General features: G+C 61.2%; 18 protein-coding genes. 13 read left to right on the plus strand and 5 right to left on the minus strand.

What is annotated here, in order from left to right; genetic code table 11:
- Window positions 1–44: 44 nt before the first annotated feature.
- From JFU04_RS24975 to JFU04_RS24985, 3 genes are all read left to right on the plus strand, one after another.
- The gene (locus tag JFU04_RS24975; protein WP_065910316.1) at window positions 45–1,601 is read left to right on the plus strand and encodes a bifunctional aminoglycoside phosphotransferase/ATP-binding protein; all 1,557 of its coding nucleotides are present in this window, start codon (window positions 45–47) and stop codon (window positions 1,599–1,601) included.
- A 92-nt stretch (window positions 1,602–1,693) separates the two neighbouring features.
- Window positions 1,694–2,038, plus strand: a complete 345-nt coding sequence (locus tag JFU04_RS24980; RefSeq protein WP_065910314.1) for a pentapeptide repeat-containing protein — start codon at window positions 1,694–1,696, stop codon at window positions 2,036–2,038.
- 204 nt (window positions 2,039–2,242) lie between these two features.
- Window positions 2,243–2,515: a TfoX/Sxy family protein gene (locus tag JFU04_RS24985; RefSeq protein ID WP_120449919.1), complete on the plus strand. Its 273-nt coding sequence runs from the start codon at window positions 2,243–2,245 to the stop codon at window positions 2,513–2,515.
- A 253-nt stretch (window positions 2,516–2,768) separates the two neighbouring features.
- On the opposite strand, the gene JFU04_RS24990 is transcribed toward JFU04_RS24985, so the two are convergent.
- Genes JFU04_RS24990 through JFU04_RS25000 form a run of 3 tightly spaced genes read right to left on the minus strand, consistent with a single transcriptional unit; the run spans window position 2,769 to window position 5,448 of the window.
- On the minus strand, window positions 2,769–3,536 hold the full coding sequence (locus tag JFU04_RS24990) for a heme ABC transporter ATP-binding protein (RefSeq protein ID WP_201145881.1): 768 nt from the start codon (window positions 3,534–3,536) through the stop codon (window positions 2,769–2,771).
- Window positions 3,536–4,573 (minus strand): FecCD family ABC transporter permease, encoded by a 1,038-nt coding sequence (locus tag JFU04_RS24995; RefSeq protein ID WP_242485927.1) that lies wholly within the window; start codon window positions 4,571–4,573, stop codon window positions 3,536–3,538. Before JFU04_RS24995 ends, JFU04_RS24990 begins: the two co-directional genes overlap by 1 nt.
- Window positions 4,570–5,448, minus strand: coding sequence for a heme/hemin ABC transporter substrate-binding protein (locus JFU04_RS25000; protein WP_106802616.1), 879 nt, complete (start codon window positions 5,446–5,448; stop codon window positions 4,570–4,572). Before JFU04_RS25000 ends, JFU04_RS24995 begins: the two co-directional genes overlap by 4 nt.
- A 156-nt stretch (window positions 5,449–5,604) precedes the next feature.
- Between JFU04_RS25000 and JFU04_RS25005 the strand changes: the two genes are divergently transcribed.
- Window positions 5,605–5,922, plus strand: a complete 318-nt coding sequence (locus tag JFU04_RS25005) for a Rieske (2Fe-2S) protein (protein ID WP_201145882.1) — start codon at window positions 5,605–5,607, stop codon at window positions 5,920–5,922.
- On the opposite strand, the gene sfsA is transcribed toward JFU04_RS25005, so the two are convergent.
- A complete protein-coding gene (gene sfsA / locus JFU04_RS25010; RefSeq protein ID WP_201145883.1) occupies window positions 5,919–6,629 on the minus strand; it encodes a DNA/RNA nuclease SfsA in 711 nt (236 codons plus the stop codon). The two genes, JFU04_RS25005 and sfsA, sit on opposite strands and share 4 nt — an antisense overlap.
- Window positions 6,629–7,801: a pyridoxal phosphate-dependent aminotransferase gene (locus tag JFU04_RS25015; RefSeq protein ID WP_065910300.1), complete on the minus strand. Its 1,173-nt coding sequence runs from the start codon at window positions 7,799–7,801 to the stop codon at window positions 6,629–6,631. The genes sfsA and JFU04_RS25015 overlap by 1 nt, the downstream gene beginning before the upstream one ends.
- 319 nt (window positions 7,802–8,120) lie before the next feature.
- On the opposite strand from JFU04_RS25015, the gene dksA reads away from it, so the two are divergent.
- The 9 genes from dksA (at window position 8,121) to panC (ending at window position 18,789) form a co-directional block, all read left to right on the plus strand.
- Window positions 8,121–8,564 carry an RNA polymerase-binding protein DksA gene (gene dksA, locus JFU04_RS25020; protein WP_065910298.1) on the plus strand — a complete coding sequence of 148 codons (444 nt, stop codon included), beginning with the start codon at window positions 8,121–8,123 and terminating at the stop codon, window positions 8,562–8,564.
- Window positions 8,565–8,648: 84 nt separating this feature from the next.
- A complete protein-coding gene (gene gluQRS, locus JFU04_RS25025) occupies window positions 8,649–9,536 on the plus strand; it encodes a tRNA glutamyl-Q(34) synthetase GluQRS (protein WP_106802612.1) in 888 nt (295 codons plus the stop codon).
- Window positions 9,537–9,598: 62 nt separating this feature from the next.
- Window positions 9,599–9,775, plus strand: coding sequence for a hypothetical protein (locus JFU04_RS25030; RefSeq protein WP_003176118.1), 177 nt, complete (start codon window positions 9,599–9,601; stop codon window positions 9,773–9,775).
- The gene (locus JFU04_RS25035; RefSeq protein WP_201145884.1) at window positions 9,759–12,713 is read left to right on the plus strand and encodes a sensor histidine kinase; all 2,955 of its coding nucleotides are present in this window, start codon (window positions 9,759–9,761) and stop codon (window positions 12,711–12,713) included. Before JFU04_RS25030 ends, JFU04_RS25035 begins: the two co-directional genes overlap by 17 nt.
- Before the next feature lie 22 nt (window positions 12,714–12,735).
- Entirely contained in the window at window positions 12,736–14,175 is a 1,440-nt protein-coding gene (locus JFU04_RS25040; RefSeq protein WP_065910292.1) for a sigma-54-dependent transcriptional regulator, read from the plus strand.
- A 710-nt stretch (window positions 14,176–14,885) separates the two neighbouring features.
- A complete protein-coding gene (locus JFU04_RS25045) occupies window positions 14,886–16,289 on the plus strand; it encodes a polynucleotide adenylyltransferase PcnB (RefSeq protein WP_201145885.1) in 1,404 nt (467 codons plus the stop codon).
- A gap of 2 nt (window positions 16,290–16,291) precedes the next feature.
- Entirely contained in the window at window positions 16,292–16,777 is a 486-nt protein-coding gene (gene folK / locus JFU04_RS25050) for a 2-amino-4-hydroxy-6-hydroxymethyldihydropteridine diphosphokinase (RefSeq protein ID WP_065910288.1), read from the plus strand.
- Window positions 16,778–17,143: 366 nt separating this feature from the next.
- Window positions 17,144–17,944 (plus strand): 3-methyl-2-oxobutanoate hydroxymethyltransferase, encoded by an 801-nt coding sequence (gene panB, locus JFU04_RS25055; RefSeq protein WP_201145886.1) that lies wholly within the window; start codon window positions 17,144–17,146, stop codon window positions 17,942–17,944.
- Window positions 17,941–18,789, plus strand: coding sequence for a pantoate--beta-alanine ligase (gene panC, locus JFU04_RS25060; RefSeq protein ID WP_065910284.1), 849 nt, complete (start codon window positions 17,941–17,943; stop codon window positions 18,787–18,789). The genes panB and panC overlap by 4 nt, the downstream gene beginning before the upstream one ends.
- Window positions 18,790–18,982 lie beyond the last annotated feature (193 nt).

The following is an 18,982-nucleotide window of genomic DNA, read 5'->3' on the forward strand; positions in this document are numbered from 1 at the left end:
CATAATGCCCGCCATGTTTTTCTCCAGACTCTGAAGGATCGCCCGTGAGCCAGTCCCTGATCGCCGCCCTGCAAAACCCGGCTTTATACCCCCATCCGGTAGAAGCGTTCCACGTCATCGAGACCCATATTTCATGGGTCATCCTGACCGGTCCTTATGCGTATAAATTGAAGAAGCCGATGAACTTCGGCTTCCTGGACTTCACCCAGTTGGACGACCGGGGTCACTTCTGCAAGGAAGAACTGCGCCTCAACCAGCGCCTGACCGAAGATTTGTATCTTGAAGTATTGCCAATCACCGGCACGGCCGAAGCCCCGCAATTGGGCGGCGACGGCCCGGTCATCGAATACGCATTGAAAATGCGTCAGTTCCCGCAAAGCCAACTGCTCAGCACCCTGCAGGCCAATGGCGAACTGACCAGCGCACACATCGATGAAATGGCCAAACAGATCGCGCACTTTCACCTTACCGCGCCGAAAGTCCCGCAGGATCACCCTGCCGGCACGCCGGACGAAGTGATGGCACCGGTCCGGCAGAACTTCGACCAGATCCGCCCGTTCCTCAGCGACAAGGCCGACCTGGACCAACTCGAAGCACTGCAAGCCTGGGCTGAAAGCAGCTTCGAGCGCCTCAAGCCATTGCTGGCACAGCGCAAGCTGGAAGGCTTCACCCGCGAATGTCACGGTGATATCCACCTGGGCAACGCCACCTTGATCGATGGCCACGTGGTTATTTTCGACTGCATCGAGTTCAACGAACCGTTCCGTTTCACCGACGTGTACGCCGACACCGGCTTCCTGGCGATGGACCTGGAAGACCGTGGCCTCAAGTCGCTGGCGCGGCGCTTTATCAGCCAGTACCTGGAACTGACCGGCGACTATCAGGGCCTCGAAGTCCTTAACTTCTACAAAGCCTACCGTGCGCTCGTTCGCGCCAAGATCTCGCTGTTCAGCATGCCGAGCGAGGCAAGCCCGGTGCAGCGCGCCACTACCCTGCGCCAGTACCGTAACTACGCCAACCTGGCCGAAAGCTACAGCACCATTCCATCGCGTTTCCTGGCGATCACCCACGGTGTTTCGGCGGTCGGCAAAAGCCACGTCGCCATGCGCCTGGTCGAAGCACTGGGGGCGGTGCGCCTGCGTTCGGATGTGGAGCGCAAGCGCCTGTTCGGCGAGCAACACGTGGAAAACACGCCACAGGCCGGCATTTATGCCGCGGATGCCAGCGCCGCCACTTACGCACGCCTGAATGAAATCGCTGACATCGTATTGCGTGCTGGCTACCCGGTAGTGCTGGATGCGACCTTCCTCAAACGCGAACAGCGCGACGCAGCGGCCAAGGTTGCCGAGGCCACCGGCGCGCCTTTCCTGATCCTGGATTGCAACGCACCTCAAGCCGTTATCAGCGCCTGGCTGGCACAACGTCAGGCAGACAAAAACGATCCGTCTGACGCAACGCTGGCGGTAATCGAAGAACAGCAGGCCAATCGTGACCCACTGACGGCCGAAGAACTGCTGCTGAGCAAACGCGTCGAGACCAATGAAAGCGGGACACTGGATGCCTTGGTCGCGCATATTCGTCAGCGCTTGCCGGGCCTGTAAGAAAAATTTCTTGGTCGTGTCGTCTACTTGGGCGCACGACCAAGCAATAGTGGCACTATAATGGCGTCATAAATCCAACAGGAGTCGCCGTCATGAGTCAGCCCAAGCTTCTCGATACACCGCTCTACTCGCTCCTGCATAAAGACGATATCCGCGGCTTCAATCAGGAACGCCCAAAAGAAGGGGCGATCGACATGCGTGGCGGCGATTTCCGTGGCTTGGACCTGCGCGAGCTGAATGCCGTCGGCGTGGATTTCACCGACGCGTACTTCCGCTCCGCCGACCTGCGCGGCCTGGATTTGCGTGACTGCTCATTGGAAGGCGCCAGCCTGGCGCATGCGCAAATCTCGGGCACCTACTTCCCACCTGAACTGACCGCCGACGAGATCCTCATGTCGGTCAATTTCGGCACTCGCCTGCGCTACCGCACCAAGTAGACATTGTCCCCCCGGGCCTTGGTACGCGCCCACGTACCAAGGACCTTGCACCTGCCCGCCGTCAAAATCCCCGCGTCATTCTTATAAGCTTTTAGGCCGTTCCTGACCAAAGAACTACGCTTTTCCTACTGAGCGCTACACTCCTTTTCAGGCTTGCCTGGTCACGATACCCACCGCACCATTCGGCCGTCGCAAGGAGGCTTGATGAATGATGAGCTGCAACACCTGAAAAACCTCGGCAAGACGTCTGCACAGTGGCTGCATGCGGTGGGCATCCACAGTGCGTCCGACTTGCGCCGCCTGGGGGCTGTGGATGCCTATCGAGCAGTGAGAACGCGCGGGTTCCGGGCTTCGAAAGTGCTGCTGTATGCAATCGAAGGGGCCTTGATGGATGTGCACTGGAACGACATTCCGGCCGAACGCAAGGAAGCGTTGAACCGCCAGCTGGACGCCCTCTCGGCACGGCAGAGAAATTAGATCAGTCAGCAAGCCCAACAATTACAGGCATTTCGAACGATTGTTTGAGGAAAAATTCGAAGCGACCAAAAACAAGCATTGACTCTCAAATGAGAATCGTTATGATTATCACAACTGGTCGCGAGATCAGCCGATAACTGAAAGACCATTGGTTCGGACTCTCAGATTATCTCCTCATCAGGCTAATCACGGTTATTTGACCCGGCTCTTGCCGGGTCTTTTTTTGCCTGCAGAAAGCTGCCTGCCATACCGTTCAGCGAGCGATGATCAGGGGATGCCCCCGCTCAGGATGGGGCTGCACCAACACATCCAGGCCGAACACGGCTTTCAGCGGCTCCGGACGCATCACCTGTTCCGGCGTGTCCAGCGCATGCGGTCGGCCCTGCTCCAGCAGCAAAATCCGGTCGCAATAACGTGCCGCCAGATTCAGGTCATGCAGAATCACCAGCACCGCCGCGCCGCGATCAGCAAAGGTGCGAATCGCCTGCAACGTGGTGTGTTGATGTAACGGGTCCAGCATTGAAGTGGGCTCATCCAGCAGCAACGTCTGCCCCGTCTCGCCCGGCCATAGCTGCGCCAGCACCCGCGCCAGGTGGACGCGCTGACGCTCGCCACCGGACAACGCCAGGTAACTGCGACCGCTCAAGTGGCCGACATCCGCAGCCTGTAGCGCCGCGTCGATAATCTCGTCATCGCGCGTGCGGCCCGTCTGATGCGGCAAGCGACCCATGCCGACGACTTCCTCCACGCGAAAAGCAAAGTCCAGGGTCGAGCTTTGCGGCAATACCGCCAAGCGCTGCGCGCGCTGTGCGCCGGTCCAGTCTTTGAGTGCCTGCTGGTCCAGCCACACCTTGCCCTGGTCGGGATGCAGCTCACCGCACAATGCGCCGAGCAACGTACTCTTGCCCGCACCGTTGGGGCCGAGTACGCCGAGCACCTGGCCCGGCAACAGTTCGAGAGTGATATCCGCCAACACCGTCTTGCTGCCGCGACGGATATGCAGGTCTTCCACACGCAGCATCAGGCACGCCCCCGCAACAACAGGTACAGAAAAAACGGCGCGCCGATAAATGCAGTAACAATACCGATCGGCAATTCAGCCGGCGCCAAGGCAAGGCGCGCGACCAGGTCGGCAAACAGCAGCAGGCTGGCGCCCGCCAACACCGAAGCCGGCAACAGCACGCGATGATCCGGCCCCGCCAACAGGCGCACCAGGTGCGGCACCACCAACCCCACGAAGCCGATCATGCCCGCCGCGGCCACCGCTGCGCCTACTCCTAACGCGGTGCAGAACACCAACTCGCGCTTGAGCCGTTCGACATTGATTCCGAGGTGGCTCGCTTCCGACTCGCCCAGCAGCAAGGCATTCAGCGCCTTCGCTCGGCGCGGCAACCACAGTGCTACGCCGGCGCTCACCAGCAACAGAGGCCACAGCCGCGAATAACTGGCGCCATTGAGGCTGCCCAGGTTCCAGAACGTAAGGGTGCGCAGGGTCGCGTCCTCGGCCAGGTAAGTGAACAAGCCGACCACCGAGGTCGCGAGGGCCGTCAGCGCGATACCGGCGAGCAGCATCGTGGCGACATTGGTCTGGCCGTTACGCCGACCCAGTCGATAGACCAGCGCGGTCACCCCCAGGCCACCGAGGAATGCACACAACGACAACAGGTAAGGCCCGAAGGCATCCGGCAAGCCGCCGAAAAACGAACCCCCGACAATCGCCACTGCTGCGCCCAGCGCCGCACCACTGGAAACGCCCACCAATCCCGGATCCGCCAGCGGGTTGCGAAACAGTCCCTGCATGGCCACGCCCGACAATGCCAATACACCGCCGACAGCCAGCCCCAGCAAGGTTCGCGGCAGACGAATCTGCCCCAGGATCAGCTCAGCCTGCTCCAACCCTTGCGCCTGGATCGGCACCCCGATCAGTCGCAGCGCCGCCTTGAGCGTATCCAGCAAGGGCAGGCTCACAGGCCCCAGCGCCAGGGATAGCCAAGTCGCAAGGGCGCACAGTATCGTCAGCCCGATAAATAACGTTCGCGGTTTAACCAGAGTGGTCATGGGGCGGCTTTAGCCTGGGCGGGATAGAACCCGGCGGACAGCTCTACCAGGCTTTGCGGCAGACGCGGCCCCAGGCCGCCGACCAGCAAGGTCGGGTCCAGCTCAAACACTCGCCCATTCTTGGCCGCCGGCGTCGAGGCAAGGATCGGATTCTCCTTGAACAACGCCGCGCGTGCCGCGTCGCCGGTCAGGGCACGATCAGCGAACACCAACACATCAGGGCTCAACCCCGCCAGCGACTCCAGCGAAAACGGCTTGTAACCATTATGAGTCGCCAGGTTGTGCCCGCCCGCCTGCTGCAACACCCAGTCGGCGGCAGTGTCCTTGCCCGCAATCAGCGATTTACCGCCGGCGTGGCCGATCAGCACCAACACACCCGGCGCCTTTTGCGTGGCCTGGGCCTTGGCAACCCAGCGTTTCTGTTGATCGAGGGCTTGTTCATATCCAGTAAACAACTCATCGGCCTTGGCCGGGTTGCCCAGCAACTTGCCGAGGTGCTGGAGATTGCCTTTGAGGGCCGGGAGGTCCGGTTCCGCCGAGAACATCTCCACCTGCACGCCCGCGCTGCGGATTTGCGCCAGCACCGGCGGCGGCCCCATTTCGTCGGTCCCTACCAGCACCTGTGGACGCAGGCTGAGAATCCCTTCAGCCGACAACTGGCGCTGATAGCCAATGCTCGGCAACGCCTTGAGCGATTCCGGATGCTGGCTGGTGGTGTCCACCCCCACCAGCTTCGACTCACCGCCTAGGGCCGTCACCCACTCCGACAGCGCCCCACCGGCACTCACCCAGCGTTGAGGCAGTTCAGAGGCTTGCGCCCCGTGGTTGACCAGCAGTCCGACAACAAGCGCAATAGCGCTGGCACTCAGGCGCATAACAGGGTTTCCTTCCAAGGGCAGGGCCTTTCGAGCACTCAGTGATGTGACAGGTAACCCCTGCCGAACATCGAACCAAGCACCCAGTCAGCTGACGGGCGAAGCCGGCATTTGATAATTGTTTGCATTTGCACGTCAAGGCACTTAAGGATTGAAATGAAGTTTCTCTGCCCCTCCGACGCCCTCGCCCCCAACTCCAGCCTGGGGTTTGATCTGGACGGCTGCAAGCTGCTGGCAGTGCGCCGCGACGGCGTTGCCTACTTCTATATCAACCGCTGCCCCCATCGCGGAATTCCGCTGGAATGGCAGCCCGACCGCTTCCTCGACGCCAGTGCCAGCATGATCCAGTGCGCGACCCACGGTGCGCTGTTCCTGATCGAAAGCGGCGAGTGCATCGCCGGACCCTGCGCAGGCGCAAGCCTTACCGCCCTGCCCGGCCGCGAAGACGAACAGGGGCTGTGGGTGCAACTCTAGTCGAGCAGCACCTCCAGTCGACGGTCAACGAAGATTTCCTCAGGCGTAACCTTCACGCCATACGCCAGCACCTCGACGCCCGCCGCCTTTGCCTCACGCAAGGCCGCGGCATAGGCGGCATCGATCTCCACCGCCGGGCGCACTGCGTGAATGCCGGAGAGATTGACGCAATACAGCTGCACCGCGCGCACGCCGTCACGCGCCAGGTGCGCCAATTCGCGCAAATGCTTGGCGCCGCGCTGGGTGACTGCATCGGGGAAGGCGGCAACGGGAGTGTCATCGAAACCCAGGGTCACACTCTTGACCTCGACATAGGCCGCGCCATCCGGGTAATCCAGGCGAAAGTCGATGCGGCTTTTCTCCTGGCCGTAAGGCACTTCGCGCTTCAATGCAGTAAGGCCATTGAGCTCGACAATCACCCCGGCCAGCAACGCCTCTTCGACCAACTGATTGGCGCGCGCGGTGTTGACACAGGCCAGGCGGCCCTGGGGCGTTTCGGCGATTTCCCAGGTGCCCGGCAATTTGCGCTTGGGGTCATTGGAACGGCTGAACCAGACCTGCCCGCCCTCGACCATGCAATTGAGCATCGAACCGGTATTGGGGCAGTGAATGGTCAGCAATTCGCCGGTAACGGTCTCGATATCGGTGAGAAAACGCTTGTATCGGCGAATCAGGCGCGCTTCTTCGAGGGGAGGATAAAAACGCATCAGCCTTGCCAACTCCGCAGGCCACGGGCGATCCGCTCCACCGCTTCTTGTAGCCGATCAAGGTTTTGCGTGTAGGCAAAGCGCACATGGTGACCGGCTTGATAACGGCCGAAGTCCAGGCCGGGCGTAAACGCGACATGCTCGGTTTCGAGGAAGTGTCGGCAGAACGCGAAGGCATCACCGCCGAAGGCGCTGATGTCGGCGTACAGGTAGAACGCCCCTTCCGGCTCGACGGCGATGCCGAAGCCCAGTTCGCGCAGCGCTGGCAGCAGGAAGTCACGTCGACGGCCGAATTCGGCGCGGCGCTCTTCCAGAATGCTCAAGGTTTGCGGGGTAAAGCAGGCCAGTGCCGCATGCTGGGCCATGCTGGGCGCGCTGATGTACAGGTTCTGCGCCAACTTCTCCAACTCACCGACGGCTGCCGGTGGTGCCACCAGCCACCCCAGGCGCCAGCCGGTCATGCCGAAATACTTCGAAAAACTATTCAGGACAAACGCTTCATCATCGACCTCCAGCACGCTGGCGGCGTCGGTGCCGTAGGTGAGGCCGTGATAAATCTCGTCCACGACCAAATGGCCGTTACGGGCCTTGATGGCACTGGACAGCCCTGCCAATTCATCCCGCGTGAGGATTGTGCCGGTGGGGTTGGCCGGCGAGGCCACCAGAGCCCCCACACTGTCCTGGTCCCAATGCCTGGCAACCAGGTCGGCGGTCAGTTGATAACGGACATCGGGGCCCACCGGCACCAACTGCGCGGCCCCTTCCACCAGTCGCAGGAAATGCCGGTTGCACGGGTAACCCGGGTCAGCCAGCAGCCAATGTTTGCCGGGGTCCACCAACAGACTGCTGGCCAGCAGCAAGGCGCCGGAACCGCCCGGGGTAATCAAGATGCGCTCGGGGTCGATGTCCAGGCGGTAGCGCTGCTGGTAGAAGCCACTGATGGCCTCGCGCAGCTCCGGCAAGCCACGGGCCGCCGTATAGCGGGTTTTGCCGTTGGCCAATGCTGCCTGGCCGGCCTGGATGATCGGATCGGCGGTGGTGAAATCCGGTTCGCCGATTTCCAGGTGAATCACATCATGGCCGGCCGCCTGCAGCTCATTGGCTCGTGCCAGCAACGCCATGACATGAAAAGGTTCGATGGCGCGACTGCGCGCACTGTAGGGCTGAGCCATTAGCCTTCCTTAACGGTGAGGACAAAATAAGGATTCTACCGAACCCCTGGCGTAAAACATGTTCTATTGCCTGCTCGGCCGCTCAAGATGGGCCAGCAAGCGCTTGTAAAACGACTAAAATCAACACGCAGGGCGATCCATACCCAGCCATAGCGGGCTGCTGCTGTCAGCAACCCTGGCGTGATGGCCCTCGACAACCGGGAGTGGCGCACCCTGAATCTATCTGGTAAGTTCGCCCGCTTGCAGCCGCAGGGCCGGCAGGTGTCGGTGACGTTGCAATCCTGCGCAATGGATTAGAAGAGTGAGAGGCGGTCTATTCATGTCCACCCAAGCAAAGCAACAACAATCCTCAGGCCTCAGCGGCTTCACACCCTATGTTGAGGCGAAGGGTGAGGAGTACATGAGCGAGCCCATGCGCAAGCACTTCTCCAATATCCTGAAGAAGTGGAAGCAGGACTTGATGCAGGAAGTCGACCGCACGGTTGACCATATGAAGGACGAAGCCGCCAACTTCCCGGACCCGGCCGACCGTGCCAGCCAGGAAGAGGAGTTCGCCCTCGAACTGCGCGCCCGTGATCGCGAGCGCAAGCTGATCAAGAAAATCGACAAGACGTTGCAACTGATCGAAGACGAAGAATACGGCTGGTGCGAATCCTGCGGCGTCGAGATCGGCATTCGTCGCCTGGAAGCCCGCCCTACCGCGGACCTCTGCGTAGACTGCAAGACCTTGGCTGAAATCAAGGAAAAACAGGTCGGCAAGTAATCCCGCCGAGCTGAAAGAAATGGGGCGTGCGAACGCCCCATTTTTGTTTCTGGAATTTACTGCTTTTCCAGTAGTATCCGGCCCATGACAGCCTCTACTTATATCGGGCGTTTCGCCCCCACGCCCAGCGGCCATTTGCACTTCGGCTCGCTGGTCGCCGCCCTCGCCTCCTACCTCGACGCCCGCGCCAACCACGGCCGCTGGCTGATGCGCATGGAAGACCTCGACCCGCCACGTGAAGAGCCCGGCGCCCAAACGGCGATCCTGCACGCCCTGGAAAGCTACGGCTTTGAGTGGGACGGTGAATTGGTCCGACAAAGCGAGCGGCATGATGCCTACGCCAAAGTGCTGAACGATATGTTCAACCACGGCCTGGCCTACGCGTGCACCTGCTCGCGCAAACAGCTGGAGGGCTACAACGGGATTTATCCGGGGCTGTGCCGCAATGCCGGGCATGACCAGCAAGATGCCGCCATTCGCCTGCGCGTTCCTGAGCTGGAATACCACTTTACTGACCGCGTTCAGGGTGAATTCCGACAGCACTTGGGCCGCGATGTAGGCGATTTCATCATCCGCCGCCGCGACGGCCTGTACGCCTACCAATTGGCCGTGGTCCTCGACGATGCCTGGCAAGGGGTGACCGATATCGTGCGCGGCGCTGACCTGCTCGACTCTACACCGCGCCAGTTGTATCTGCAGGAGCTGCTGGGCCTGCGCCAACCGCGCTATCTTCACGTACCGTTGATCGTCCAGCCGGACGGTAACAAATTGGGCAAATCCTATCGCTCCCCGCCGTTGACACCTGACCAGGCCACGCCTTTGCTATTGAGAGCCCTGCGCGCCCTCGGCCAGCAACCCGGCAGCGAGTTGCTCCACGCCAGCCCACGGGAGCTACTGGATTGGGGCATTGCGCAGTGGGATGCCAGCCGCATCCCGCGCACACTCACGTTGGCCGAAGCGCAATTGAGCTGAAGGCGCTTGCAGCTTGCCCACCATCCGTTACCATCGCCGCAGTTTTTCAATCAGAGGCCAACATGTACATCTATCGATTGGTCCTGCTGCTGGTCGTCGGGATCTACCTGTTTTCCCCCGCCATCATGGATTGGTGGATCGACGCCACGGGCGCCTGGTACCGCCCATATCTGCTGTGGCTGATCCTGATCGTCGTGACCTTTATCCTGCAGAGCCAAAAAGATGCCGATGAGCTTTAGCCTCACCCAGATGCTGCTGATCAGCGCCACCTACCTGGCGGCGCTGTTCGGGGTCGCCTGGATCAGTGAGCGCGGAATGATTCCGCGGGCGATCATTCGCCATCCGCTGACCTACACCTTGTCCCTGGGCGTCTACGCCAGCGCCTGGGCGTTCTATGGCACGGTGGGCCTGGCCTATCAGTATGGCTACGGCTTCCTGTCCAGCTACCTCGGCGTGTCCGGCGCATTTTTGCTCGCGCCGGTGCTGCTCTACCCGATCCTGAAGATCACCCGCACCTACCAACTGTCGTCTTTGGCCGACCTGTTCGCCTTCCGTTTTCGCAGCACCTGGGCCGGCGCGCTGACCACCGTTTTCATGCTGATCGGCGTACTGCCCTTGCTGGCCCTGCAGATTCAAGCAGTGGCCGACTCCATCAGCATCCTCACCCGCGAGCCCGTGCAGCACCGCGTCGCCCTGGCCTTCTGCGCGCTGATCACGCTGTTCACGATTTTCTTCGGCTCACGCCATATCGCCACCCGCGAGAAGCATGAAGGCCTGGTGTTTGCGATTGCGTTCGAGTCGGTGATCAAGCTGATCGCCATCGGCGGTGTCGGCCTTTATGCGCTCTACGGCGTGTTCGATGGCCCGCAACAGCTGGAACTGTGGCTGCTGCAAAACCAGACGGCCCTCGCCGCCCTGCACACGCCGCTGCAGGAAGGTCCATGGCGCACGCTGCTGCTGGTGTTCTTCGCGTCGGCCATCGTGATGCCGCACATGTATCACATGACTTTCACCGAGAACCTCAACCCGCGCTCGCTGGTCAGCGCCAGTTGGGGCTTGCCGCTGTTCCTGCTGCTGATGAGCCTGGCGGTGCCGCTGATCCTGTGGGCCGGCCTCAAACTCGGGGCAACGACCAATCCGGAATACTTCACCCTCGGCATCGGCATCGCCGCCAACAGCCCGGCCCTGGCGCTGCTGGCGTATGTCGGCGGCTTGTCGGCAGCCAGCGGGCTGATCATTGTCACCACGCTGGCGCTGTCGGGCATGGCGCTCAATCACCTGGTGCTGCCGCTGTACCAGCCACCGGCCGAAGGCAATATCTACCGCTGGCTGAAGTGGACGCGCCGCGCGCTGATTGTCGCCATCATTATGGCCGGCTACGGGTTCTACCTGTTGCTCGGCGCCGGACAAGACCTCGCCAACCTGGGCATCGTCGCGTTTGTCGCGACCTTGCAGTTCCTGCCGGGAGTGCTGTCGGTGCTGTACTGGCCGACGGCCAATCGACGTGGCTTCATCGCCGGGCTGCTGGCCGGGATCCTGGTGTGGCTCGTGACCATGCTGCTGCCGCTGGTCGGCAATCTGCAGGGCTTCTACATCCCGCTGCTGAACATGATCTACGTGCTGGACGACACCAGCTGGCACATGGCGGCGATTGCCTCGCTGGCGGCCAACGTGCTGATGTTCACCCTGATTTCGCTGTTCACCAACGCCAGCCCCGAAGAAACCAGCGCCGCCGAAGCCTGCGCAGTAGACAACGTGCGCCGCCCGCAGCGCCGCGAACTGCACGCCGCCTCGCCCCAGGAGTTCGCCACGCAACTGGCCAAGCCGCTGGGCGCCAAGGCCGCGCAAAAGGAGGTCGAGCAGGCGCTGCGCGACCTTTACCTGCCGTTTGACGAGCGGCGCCCGTATGCCTTGCGCCGCCTGCGTGACCGTATTGAAGCCAACCTGTCCGGCCTGATGGGCCCCAGCGTGTCCCAGGACATCGTCGAAACCTTTTTGCCCTACAAGGCCGGCGGCGAAAACTACGTCACCGAAGACATCCATTTCATCGAGAGCCGGCTGGAGGATTACCACTCACGCCTCACCGGGCTGGCCGCCGAACTCGATGCCCTGCGTCGCTACCACCGCCAGACGCTGCAGGAACTGCCGATGGGCGTGTGCTCGCTGGCCAAGGATCAAGAGATCCTGATGTGGAACAAGGCCATGGAAGAGCTCACCGGCATCGCCGCACAACGGGTGGTCGGCTCGCGCCTCAACACCTTGGGCGAGCCCTGGAAAGAACTGCTGCAAGGCTTTATCAACCTGCCCGACGAGCATTTGCACAAGCAGCACCTGGCCCTTGACGGCCAGACCCGCTGGCTCAACCTGCACAAAGCCGCCATCGACGAGCCGCTGGCCCCCGGCAACAGCGGCCTGGTGCTGCTGGTCGAAGACCTGACCGACACGCAGATGCTCGAAGACAAGCTGGTGCACTCCGAGCGCCTGGCCAGCATCGGTCGCCTGGCCGCAGGCGTGGCCCATGAAATCGGCAATCCGATCACTGGTATCGCCTGCCTGGCGCAGAACCTGCGCGAAGAGCGCGAGGAAGACGGCGAAATCACCGAGATCAGCGGGCAAATCCTCGAACAGACCAAGCGGGTCTCGCGCATCGTGCAGTCGCTGATGAGCTTTGCCCATGCCGGCGCCCATCAGAATCAGGACGAGGCCGTGTGCCTGGCCGAGGTGGCGCAGGATGCCATTGGGCTGCTGGCCTTGAACCGGCGTAATTTCGAAGTACAGTTCTTCAACTTGTGCGACCCCGACCACTGGGTCGACGGCGACTCACAACGCCTGGCCCAAGTGCTGATCAACCTGCTGTCCAACGCCCGTGATGCGTCGCCGCCGCACAGCGCGGTACGCGTCAAGAGCGAGGCTTTCGAGCACACGGTCGACCTGATCGTGGAGGATGAAGGCAGCGGCATTCCACAGAACATCATGGACCGATTGTTCGAACCTTTCTTCACCACCAAGGATCCGGGTGAAGGTACCGGTCTGGGCCTTGCACTGGTCTATTCCATCGTTGAAGAGCATTATGGACAAATCACCATCGACAGCCCGGCTGACACCGAAAGCCAACGCGGCACCCGTATTCGGGTGACCTTGCCGCGTCATGTCGAAGCGACGTCCGCTGTGAACTGAGACCGTCGAGAGAATTGAATCAATGCCGCACATTTTGATCGTCGAAGACGAAACCATTATCCGCTCTGCCTTGCGTCGCCTGCTTGAACGTAATCAGTACCAGGTCAGCGAAGCCGGCTCGGTGCAGGAAGCCCAGGAGCGGTTCAGCATTCCCACGTTCGACCTGATTGTCAGTGACCTGCGCCTGCCGGGCGCACCTGGCACCGAGTTGATCAAGCTTGGCCAGGGCACCCCGGTGCTGATCATGACCAGCTACGCCAGCCTGCGCTCGGCGGTGGACTCCATGAAGATGGGCGCGGTGGACTACATCGCCAAGCCTTTCGACCACGATGAAATGCTCCAGGCCGTGGCCCGCATCCTGCGTGACCGCCAGTCGGCCAGCAGCGCACCTGCCGAACAGCGCCCCGCCGGTAAAGCGGCCAACGGCGCCGACAAGCCGGGGGTCGACAACAGTAACGGCGAGATCGGCATCATCGGCTCCTGCCCACCGATGCAGGACCTGTACAGCAAGATCCGCAAGGTCGCGCCGACTGATTCCAATGTACTGATCCAGGGCGAGTCGGGTACCGGTAAAGAACTGGTAGCCCGAGCCCTGCATAACCTGTCCAAGCGCGCCAAGGCACCGATGATCTCGGTGAACTGCGCGGCGATCCCCGAATCGCTGATCGAGTCCGAGCTGTTCGGCCACGAGAAAGGCGCGTTCACCGGCGCCAGTGCCGGCCGTGCAGGTTTGGTCGAAGCGGCGGACGGCGGCACATTGTTCCTTGATGAAATCGGTGAGCTGCCCCTGGAAGCCCAGGCGCGTTTGCTGCGCGTGCTGCAGGAAGGCGAGATTCGCCGCGTCGGTTCGGTGCAATCGCAAAAGGTGGATGTGCGCCTGATCGCAGCCACGCACCGTGACCTGAAGAGCCTGGCCAAGATCGGCCAGTTCCGTGAAGACTTGTATTACCGCTTGCACGTGATCGCCCTCAAGCTGCCGGCCCTGCGCGAGCGTGGCGCCGACGTCAACGAGATCGCCAACGCGTTCCTGCTGCGCCAGAGCGCCCGCATCAACCGTACCGACCTCAAGTTCGCCCCGGATGCCGAGCAGGCCATTCGGCATTACTCGTGGCCGGGTAACGTGCGTGAACTGGAGAATGCGGTCGAACGTGCGGTGATCCTGTCGGAGAGCCCGGAGATTTCCGCCGAGCTGCTGGGCATCGATATCGAGCTCAGTGACCTTGAGGATGACGACTTCATCGGCCTGGCCCCACAACAGGGCGGCGGTAGCAATACCAGCCACGAGCCGACGGAAGATTTGTCACTGGAAGACTACTTCCAGCATTTCGTCCTTGAGCACCAGGACCACATGACCGAGACCGAACTGGCACGCAAGTTGGGCGTGAGCCGCAAGTGCCTGTGGGAACGGCGCCAGCGCCTGGGCATCCCACGGCGCAAGACCGGGGTGGCCAGCGAGAGTTGAGGGTGCGCCCCCACAGGTAACACCCTCAGATGTGAAAAAACTGTTACCGCTGATTTTTCACGTAACAAAAGCCGGGGCTTACGGTAACGAAGCCCCGGCTTTTTTTCGCCCGTCGAAAACCCAAAACCGCCTCAAACCCCCGCTTTTGCTGGGCGGCACAAAAGTTGGCACGCACCCTGCTATATGCTTAGTACAAAAACAATAACAAGCTTTGTACAAGACAATAAAAATAAGACGAATCGACTCACGCACAATAAAAACAACACGGCGGAGGCGCAGCTAACTGATTCTTTTGGAGAGGCGTTGCATTTGGGGCTTGCCCCGCAACCAGGCCGAGAACAACAAAAACTGCCCTAAGGCAGAGCCTGAACTGGTTGGATCGTAGATCAGCAACACAGCGACCAAAGCAATCCGTTTGCTCTTGACTCCCGATTGGGAGTGTCATGAAGGTGAAGCTTCATGGCGAGGGCGATCAACAAAAACAAGAAGCCCGAAATCAATAATAAAAATAGAGCACGCAACTACTTCTGGGGGAGCTTCGGCTCCCCTTGTAGTTTCCGTATGAAAACTCGAGCATTTGACGATTTAAGGCTTATGGCGCAAGGCCTGCAGCTTGTTCCTACACCATCCCCTGACTAAATGCTAGAATCCCCGCCCATCATGCGGTCATTCTTCGTTATGGCCGAACATTCCTTCAAACAGTGCATCCCATGCTGAAGAAGTTGTTCCAGTCATTCCGTTCTCCCTTGCGTCGTACGCAACACAAACGCAGCACGCCTGAAGTGCTCAATAGCAGCCAGCATTCGCTGCAGCGCGCTCAGTTCAGCCGTTATGCAGTGAACATCGTCGAACGTTTGCAGAACGCCGGCTACCAGGCTTATCTGGTCGGCGGTTGCGTACGCGACATGTTGATCAATATCACACCCAAGGATTTCGACGTCGCCACCAGCGCCACGCCTGAACAGGTCCGTGCCGAGTTTCGCAATGCGCGCATCATCGGCCGCCGCTTCAAGCTGGTGCATATCCACTTTGGCCGCGAAATCATCGAAGTGGCGACCTTCCGCGCCGGCCACCCGCAAAACGATGAAGAGGAAGACACCAACCAGTCTTCCCGCAACGAAAGCGGGCGCATCCTGCGCGACAACGTCTACGGCACCCTGGAAGAAGATGCGCAGCGCCGCGACTTCACCATCAACGCCCTGTATTACGACCCGGTCAGCGAGCGCATTCTCGATTACGCCAATGGCGTGCACGACATCCGCAACAACCTGATCCGCCTGATCGGCGACCCGGTGCAGCGCTACCAGGAAGACCCGGTGCGCATGCTGCGGGCCGTGCGTTTCGCCGCCAAGCTCAACTTCGGCATCGAAAAGCACACGGCCGCGCCGATCCGCGACCTGGCACCGATGCTGCGCGAGATTCCTTCGGCGCGCCTGTTCGAGGAAGTGCTCAAACTGTTCCTCTCGGGCTACGCTGCCGACACCTTCGAAATGCTCGTCGACCTGCAGCTGTTCGATCCGCTGTTCCCGGCCAGTGCCGAGGCGTTGGAATACAACCCGACGTACACCCACACGCTGATCAGCGAAGCGCTGATCAATACCGACTTGCGCATCAAGCAGAACAAACCGGTGACCCCGGCGTTCCTGTTTGCCGCGCTGTTGTGGCCGGCCCTGCCCAAACGCGTACTGCGCCTGCAAGAGCGTGGCATGCCGCCGATTCCGGCCATGCAGGAAGCGGCTCATGAGCTGATCGCCGAGCAGTGCCAGCGTATCGCCATTCCGAAACGCTTCACCCTGCCGATCCGCGAGATCTGGGACATGCAGGAGCGCCTGCCACGCCGCAGCGGCAAGCGCGCCGACCTGCTGTTGGACAACCCGCGCTTCCGTGCCGGCTACGATTTCCTGCTGTTGCGCGAAAGCGCCGGCGAGCAGACCGATGGCCTGGGTGAATGGTGGACCGACTACCAGGACGCCAATGAAAGCCAGCGCCGCGACATGATTCGCGACCTTGGCAGCAAGGGCGAGAGCGCCGGCGAAGGGCCGAAGAAACGTCGTCGCAGCGGTACCAAGCGCAAGCGCAGCGCCGCCGATGCCTCGGGCGCCGCAGGCGAATAAACGTGGAACGTATCTACATCGGCATGGGCAGCAACCTGGCCGCCCCGGATCAGCAATTGCGCAGCGCCATCGAAGCGCTCGCCCAACTACCGGGGACCACCGTCGCCGGTGTGTCGGCGTTTTACCAAAGCGATTCCCTGCTCCCGGGCCAACCGCGCTACACCAACGCGGTGGCGGCCCTGGACAGCAGCCTGGCGCCCCTTGAGCTGCTGGATGCGCTGCAAGCCATCGAAAACGATCAGGGCCGCGAGCGCCTCGAGCGTTGGGGTCCGCGCACACTGGACCTGGACATCCTGCTGTTTGGCGATCGCCTGATCGACGAGCCGCGCCTCAAGGTGCCCCATTACCAGATGCACCTGCGCGCGTTTGTGCTGTACCCGCTGGCCGAGCTAGCGCCCGCATCGCTGCAAATGCCCAACGGTCAAACGCTCAACGACTTGCTGACCGCCTGCCCGTTTGTCGGCCTGGAACGCTTGCCCCAAAACTGACTCAATCAATGTGGGAGCTGGCTTGCCTGCGATAGCATCACCTCGGTTTCACTGAAAGACCGAGGCGCCTGCATCGCAGGCAAGCCAGCTCCCACATTTTGTTCACCTACGCCCTCAAAATCCCTTTCCCACTTGCTGAATCGCGTCAGTAACAGCGGTAACACCGCCATCGTAACAATGCGGTAACACATCCAATTGACTTCCCGTGTCCTCCTCACGACTATAGGCGTCCCGCTGCCGCCAACCCGGCGCTGAAGGGCGCAATCCAGGCCTTATAAGCACTGCTCTCAAGACAGTGCGCCTGTATAAACGAAGACTCACGCGCGTTACTCGCTGTTTCCAAGCGCCTGAACGAGGACCCTTTTCATGCCAGACATTACCCTGACCACCTTGCAGAGCCTCAAGCTCAAAGGTGAAAAAATCACCATGCTCACCTGCTATGACGCCACCTTCGCCCAAGCCAGTTGCCAGGCCGGGGTTGAAGTGTTGCTGGTAGGTGACTCCCTGGGCATGGTTCTTCAAGGGAATGACAGCACGCTGCCCGTCACCACCGATGAACTCGCCTATCACACCGCCAGCGTCAAGCGCGGCAACGACGGCGCATTTATCATCGCTGACCTGCCGTTCATGGATTACGCCACTGTCGAGCAGACGTTCCACAACGCTGGCAAACTGATGCGCGCCGGTGCACATATGATCAAGGTGGAAGGCGCCGTGTGGCTCGCCGAGTCGATTCGTCTGCTGGCTGAACGTGGTGTGCCAGTGTGCGTGCACATGGGGCTCACGCCACAGTCGGTGAATATCCTCGGCGGCTACAAGGTCCAGGGCCGCAATGAAGCCCAGGCGCGCCAGATGCGTGCCGATGCCATCGCGCTGGAACAAGCCGGCGCGGCGATGATCCTGCTCGAATGCGTGCCCAGCGAATTGGCAGCAGAAATCACCCAGGCCGTTAAAGTGCCGGTGATCGGTATTGGCGCAGGCTCGGCCACCGATGGCCAGGTCTTGGTGCTGCATGACATGCTCGGCCTGTCGCTTACCGGCCGCGTGCCAAAGTTCGTGAAAAACTTCATGACCGGCCAGGACAGCATCCACGCCGCGCTGAGCGCCTATGTCGCCGAAGTCAAAGGCGTGACCTTCCCCGGCGCCGAACACGGATTCTCTGCATGAACACCGTAAAAACCGTCCGCGAACTGCGGGCTGCCGTCGCCCATGCCCGTAAAGCCGGCAAACGCATCGGCTTCGTGCCCACCATGGGCAACCTGCACAGCGGCCACGCCACCCTGGTGACCAAAGCCGCGCAACAGGCTGACTTCGTCGTCGCGAGCATCTTCGTCAACCCACTGCAGTTCGGCGCTGGCGAAGACTTGGACAAATACCCGCGGACCTTGGCCGCGGACCAGGAAAAGCTCCTGCAAGCCGGCTGCAACCTGCTGTTCGCGCCGACCGTCGAGGAAATGTACCCCGGCGGCATGAGCGGCCAGACCCGCGTCAGCGTCCCGCAGTTGTCCGAAGGCCTGTGCGGCGCCAGTCGTCCCGGGCACTTCGAGGGCGTGGCGACGGTGGTCAGCAAGCTGTTCAACATGGTCCAGCCGGACATGGCCGTGTTCGGCCAGAAGGACTACCAGCAACTGGCGGTGATTCGCGCCATGGTCCATGACCTGAACATGCCGATCCAGATCATCGGCGAACCGACCGTGCGTGCCGACGACGGCCTGGCGCTCTCATCGCGCAACGGTTACCTCAGCGATGAGCAACGCGCCATCGCCCCGGTGCTGTACCGCAGCCTCGGCCAGATCGCCGCCGCCATCAAAGGCGGTGACCACGATTTCGCCACGCTGCGCGCCGAACAGGTTCGGCAGATTGAAGCCGCCGGGCTGCGCCTGGATTACCTTGAAGTGCGCCAGGGCGTGAACCTGCGCCCGGCCACGCCCGAGGACCGCGATGTGGTGATCCTGGTCGCCGCCTATCTGGGCGCTACCCGCCTCATCGACAACCTGCACCTGAACCTCTGATCCCCCCGCCAGTTGCCCTCCTCGCTGTGCCGGTATAAAAAAGTACCGGCCACAGCGCAGACAAAGCCAAGACATATCGGCACGCTAGGTTTAATGTAATCGCCCTGCGCTATGGTTAGCGCTGTCCGGAACCCGCCCTTGATGAAAGACTGGACGTTCCGGGCTTTGAAGTGTCCTAAAGGCAGTCCCCGTA

The organism is Pseudomonas sp. TH21 (assembly GCF_016651025.1).
In the GTDB taxonomy this organism is placed as follows: domain Bacteria; phylum Pseudomonadota; class Gammaproteobacteria; order Pseudomonadales; family Pseudomonadaceae; genus Aquipseudomonas; species Aquipseudomonas aylmerensis.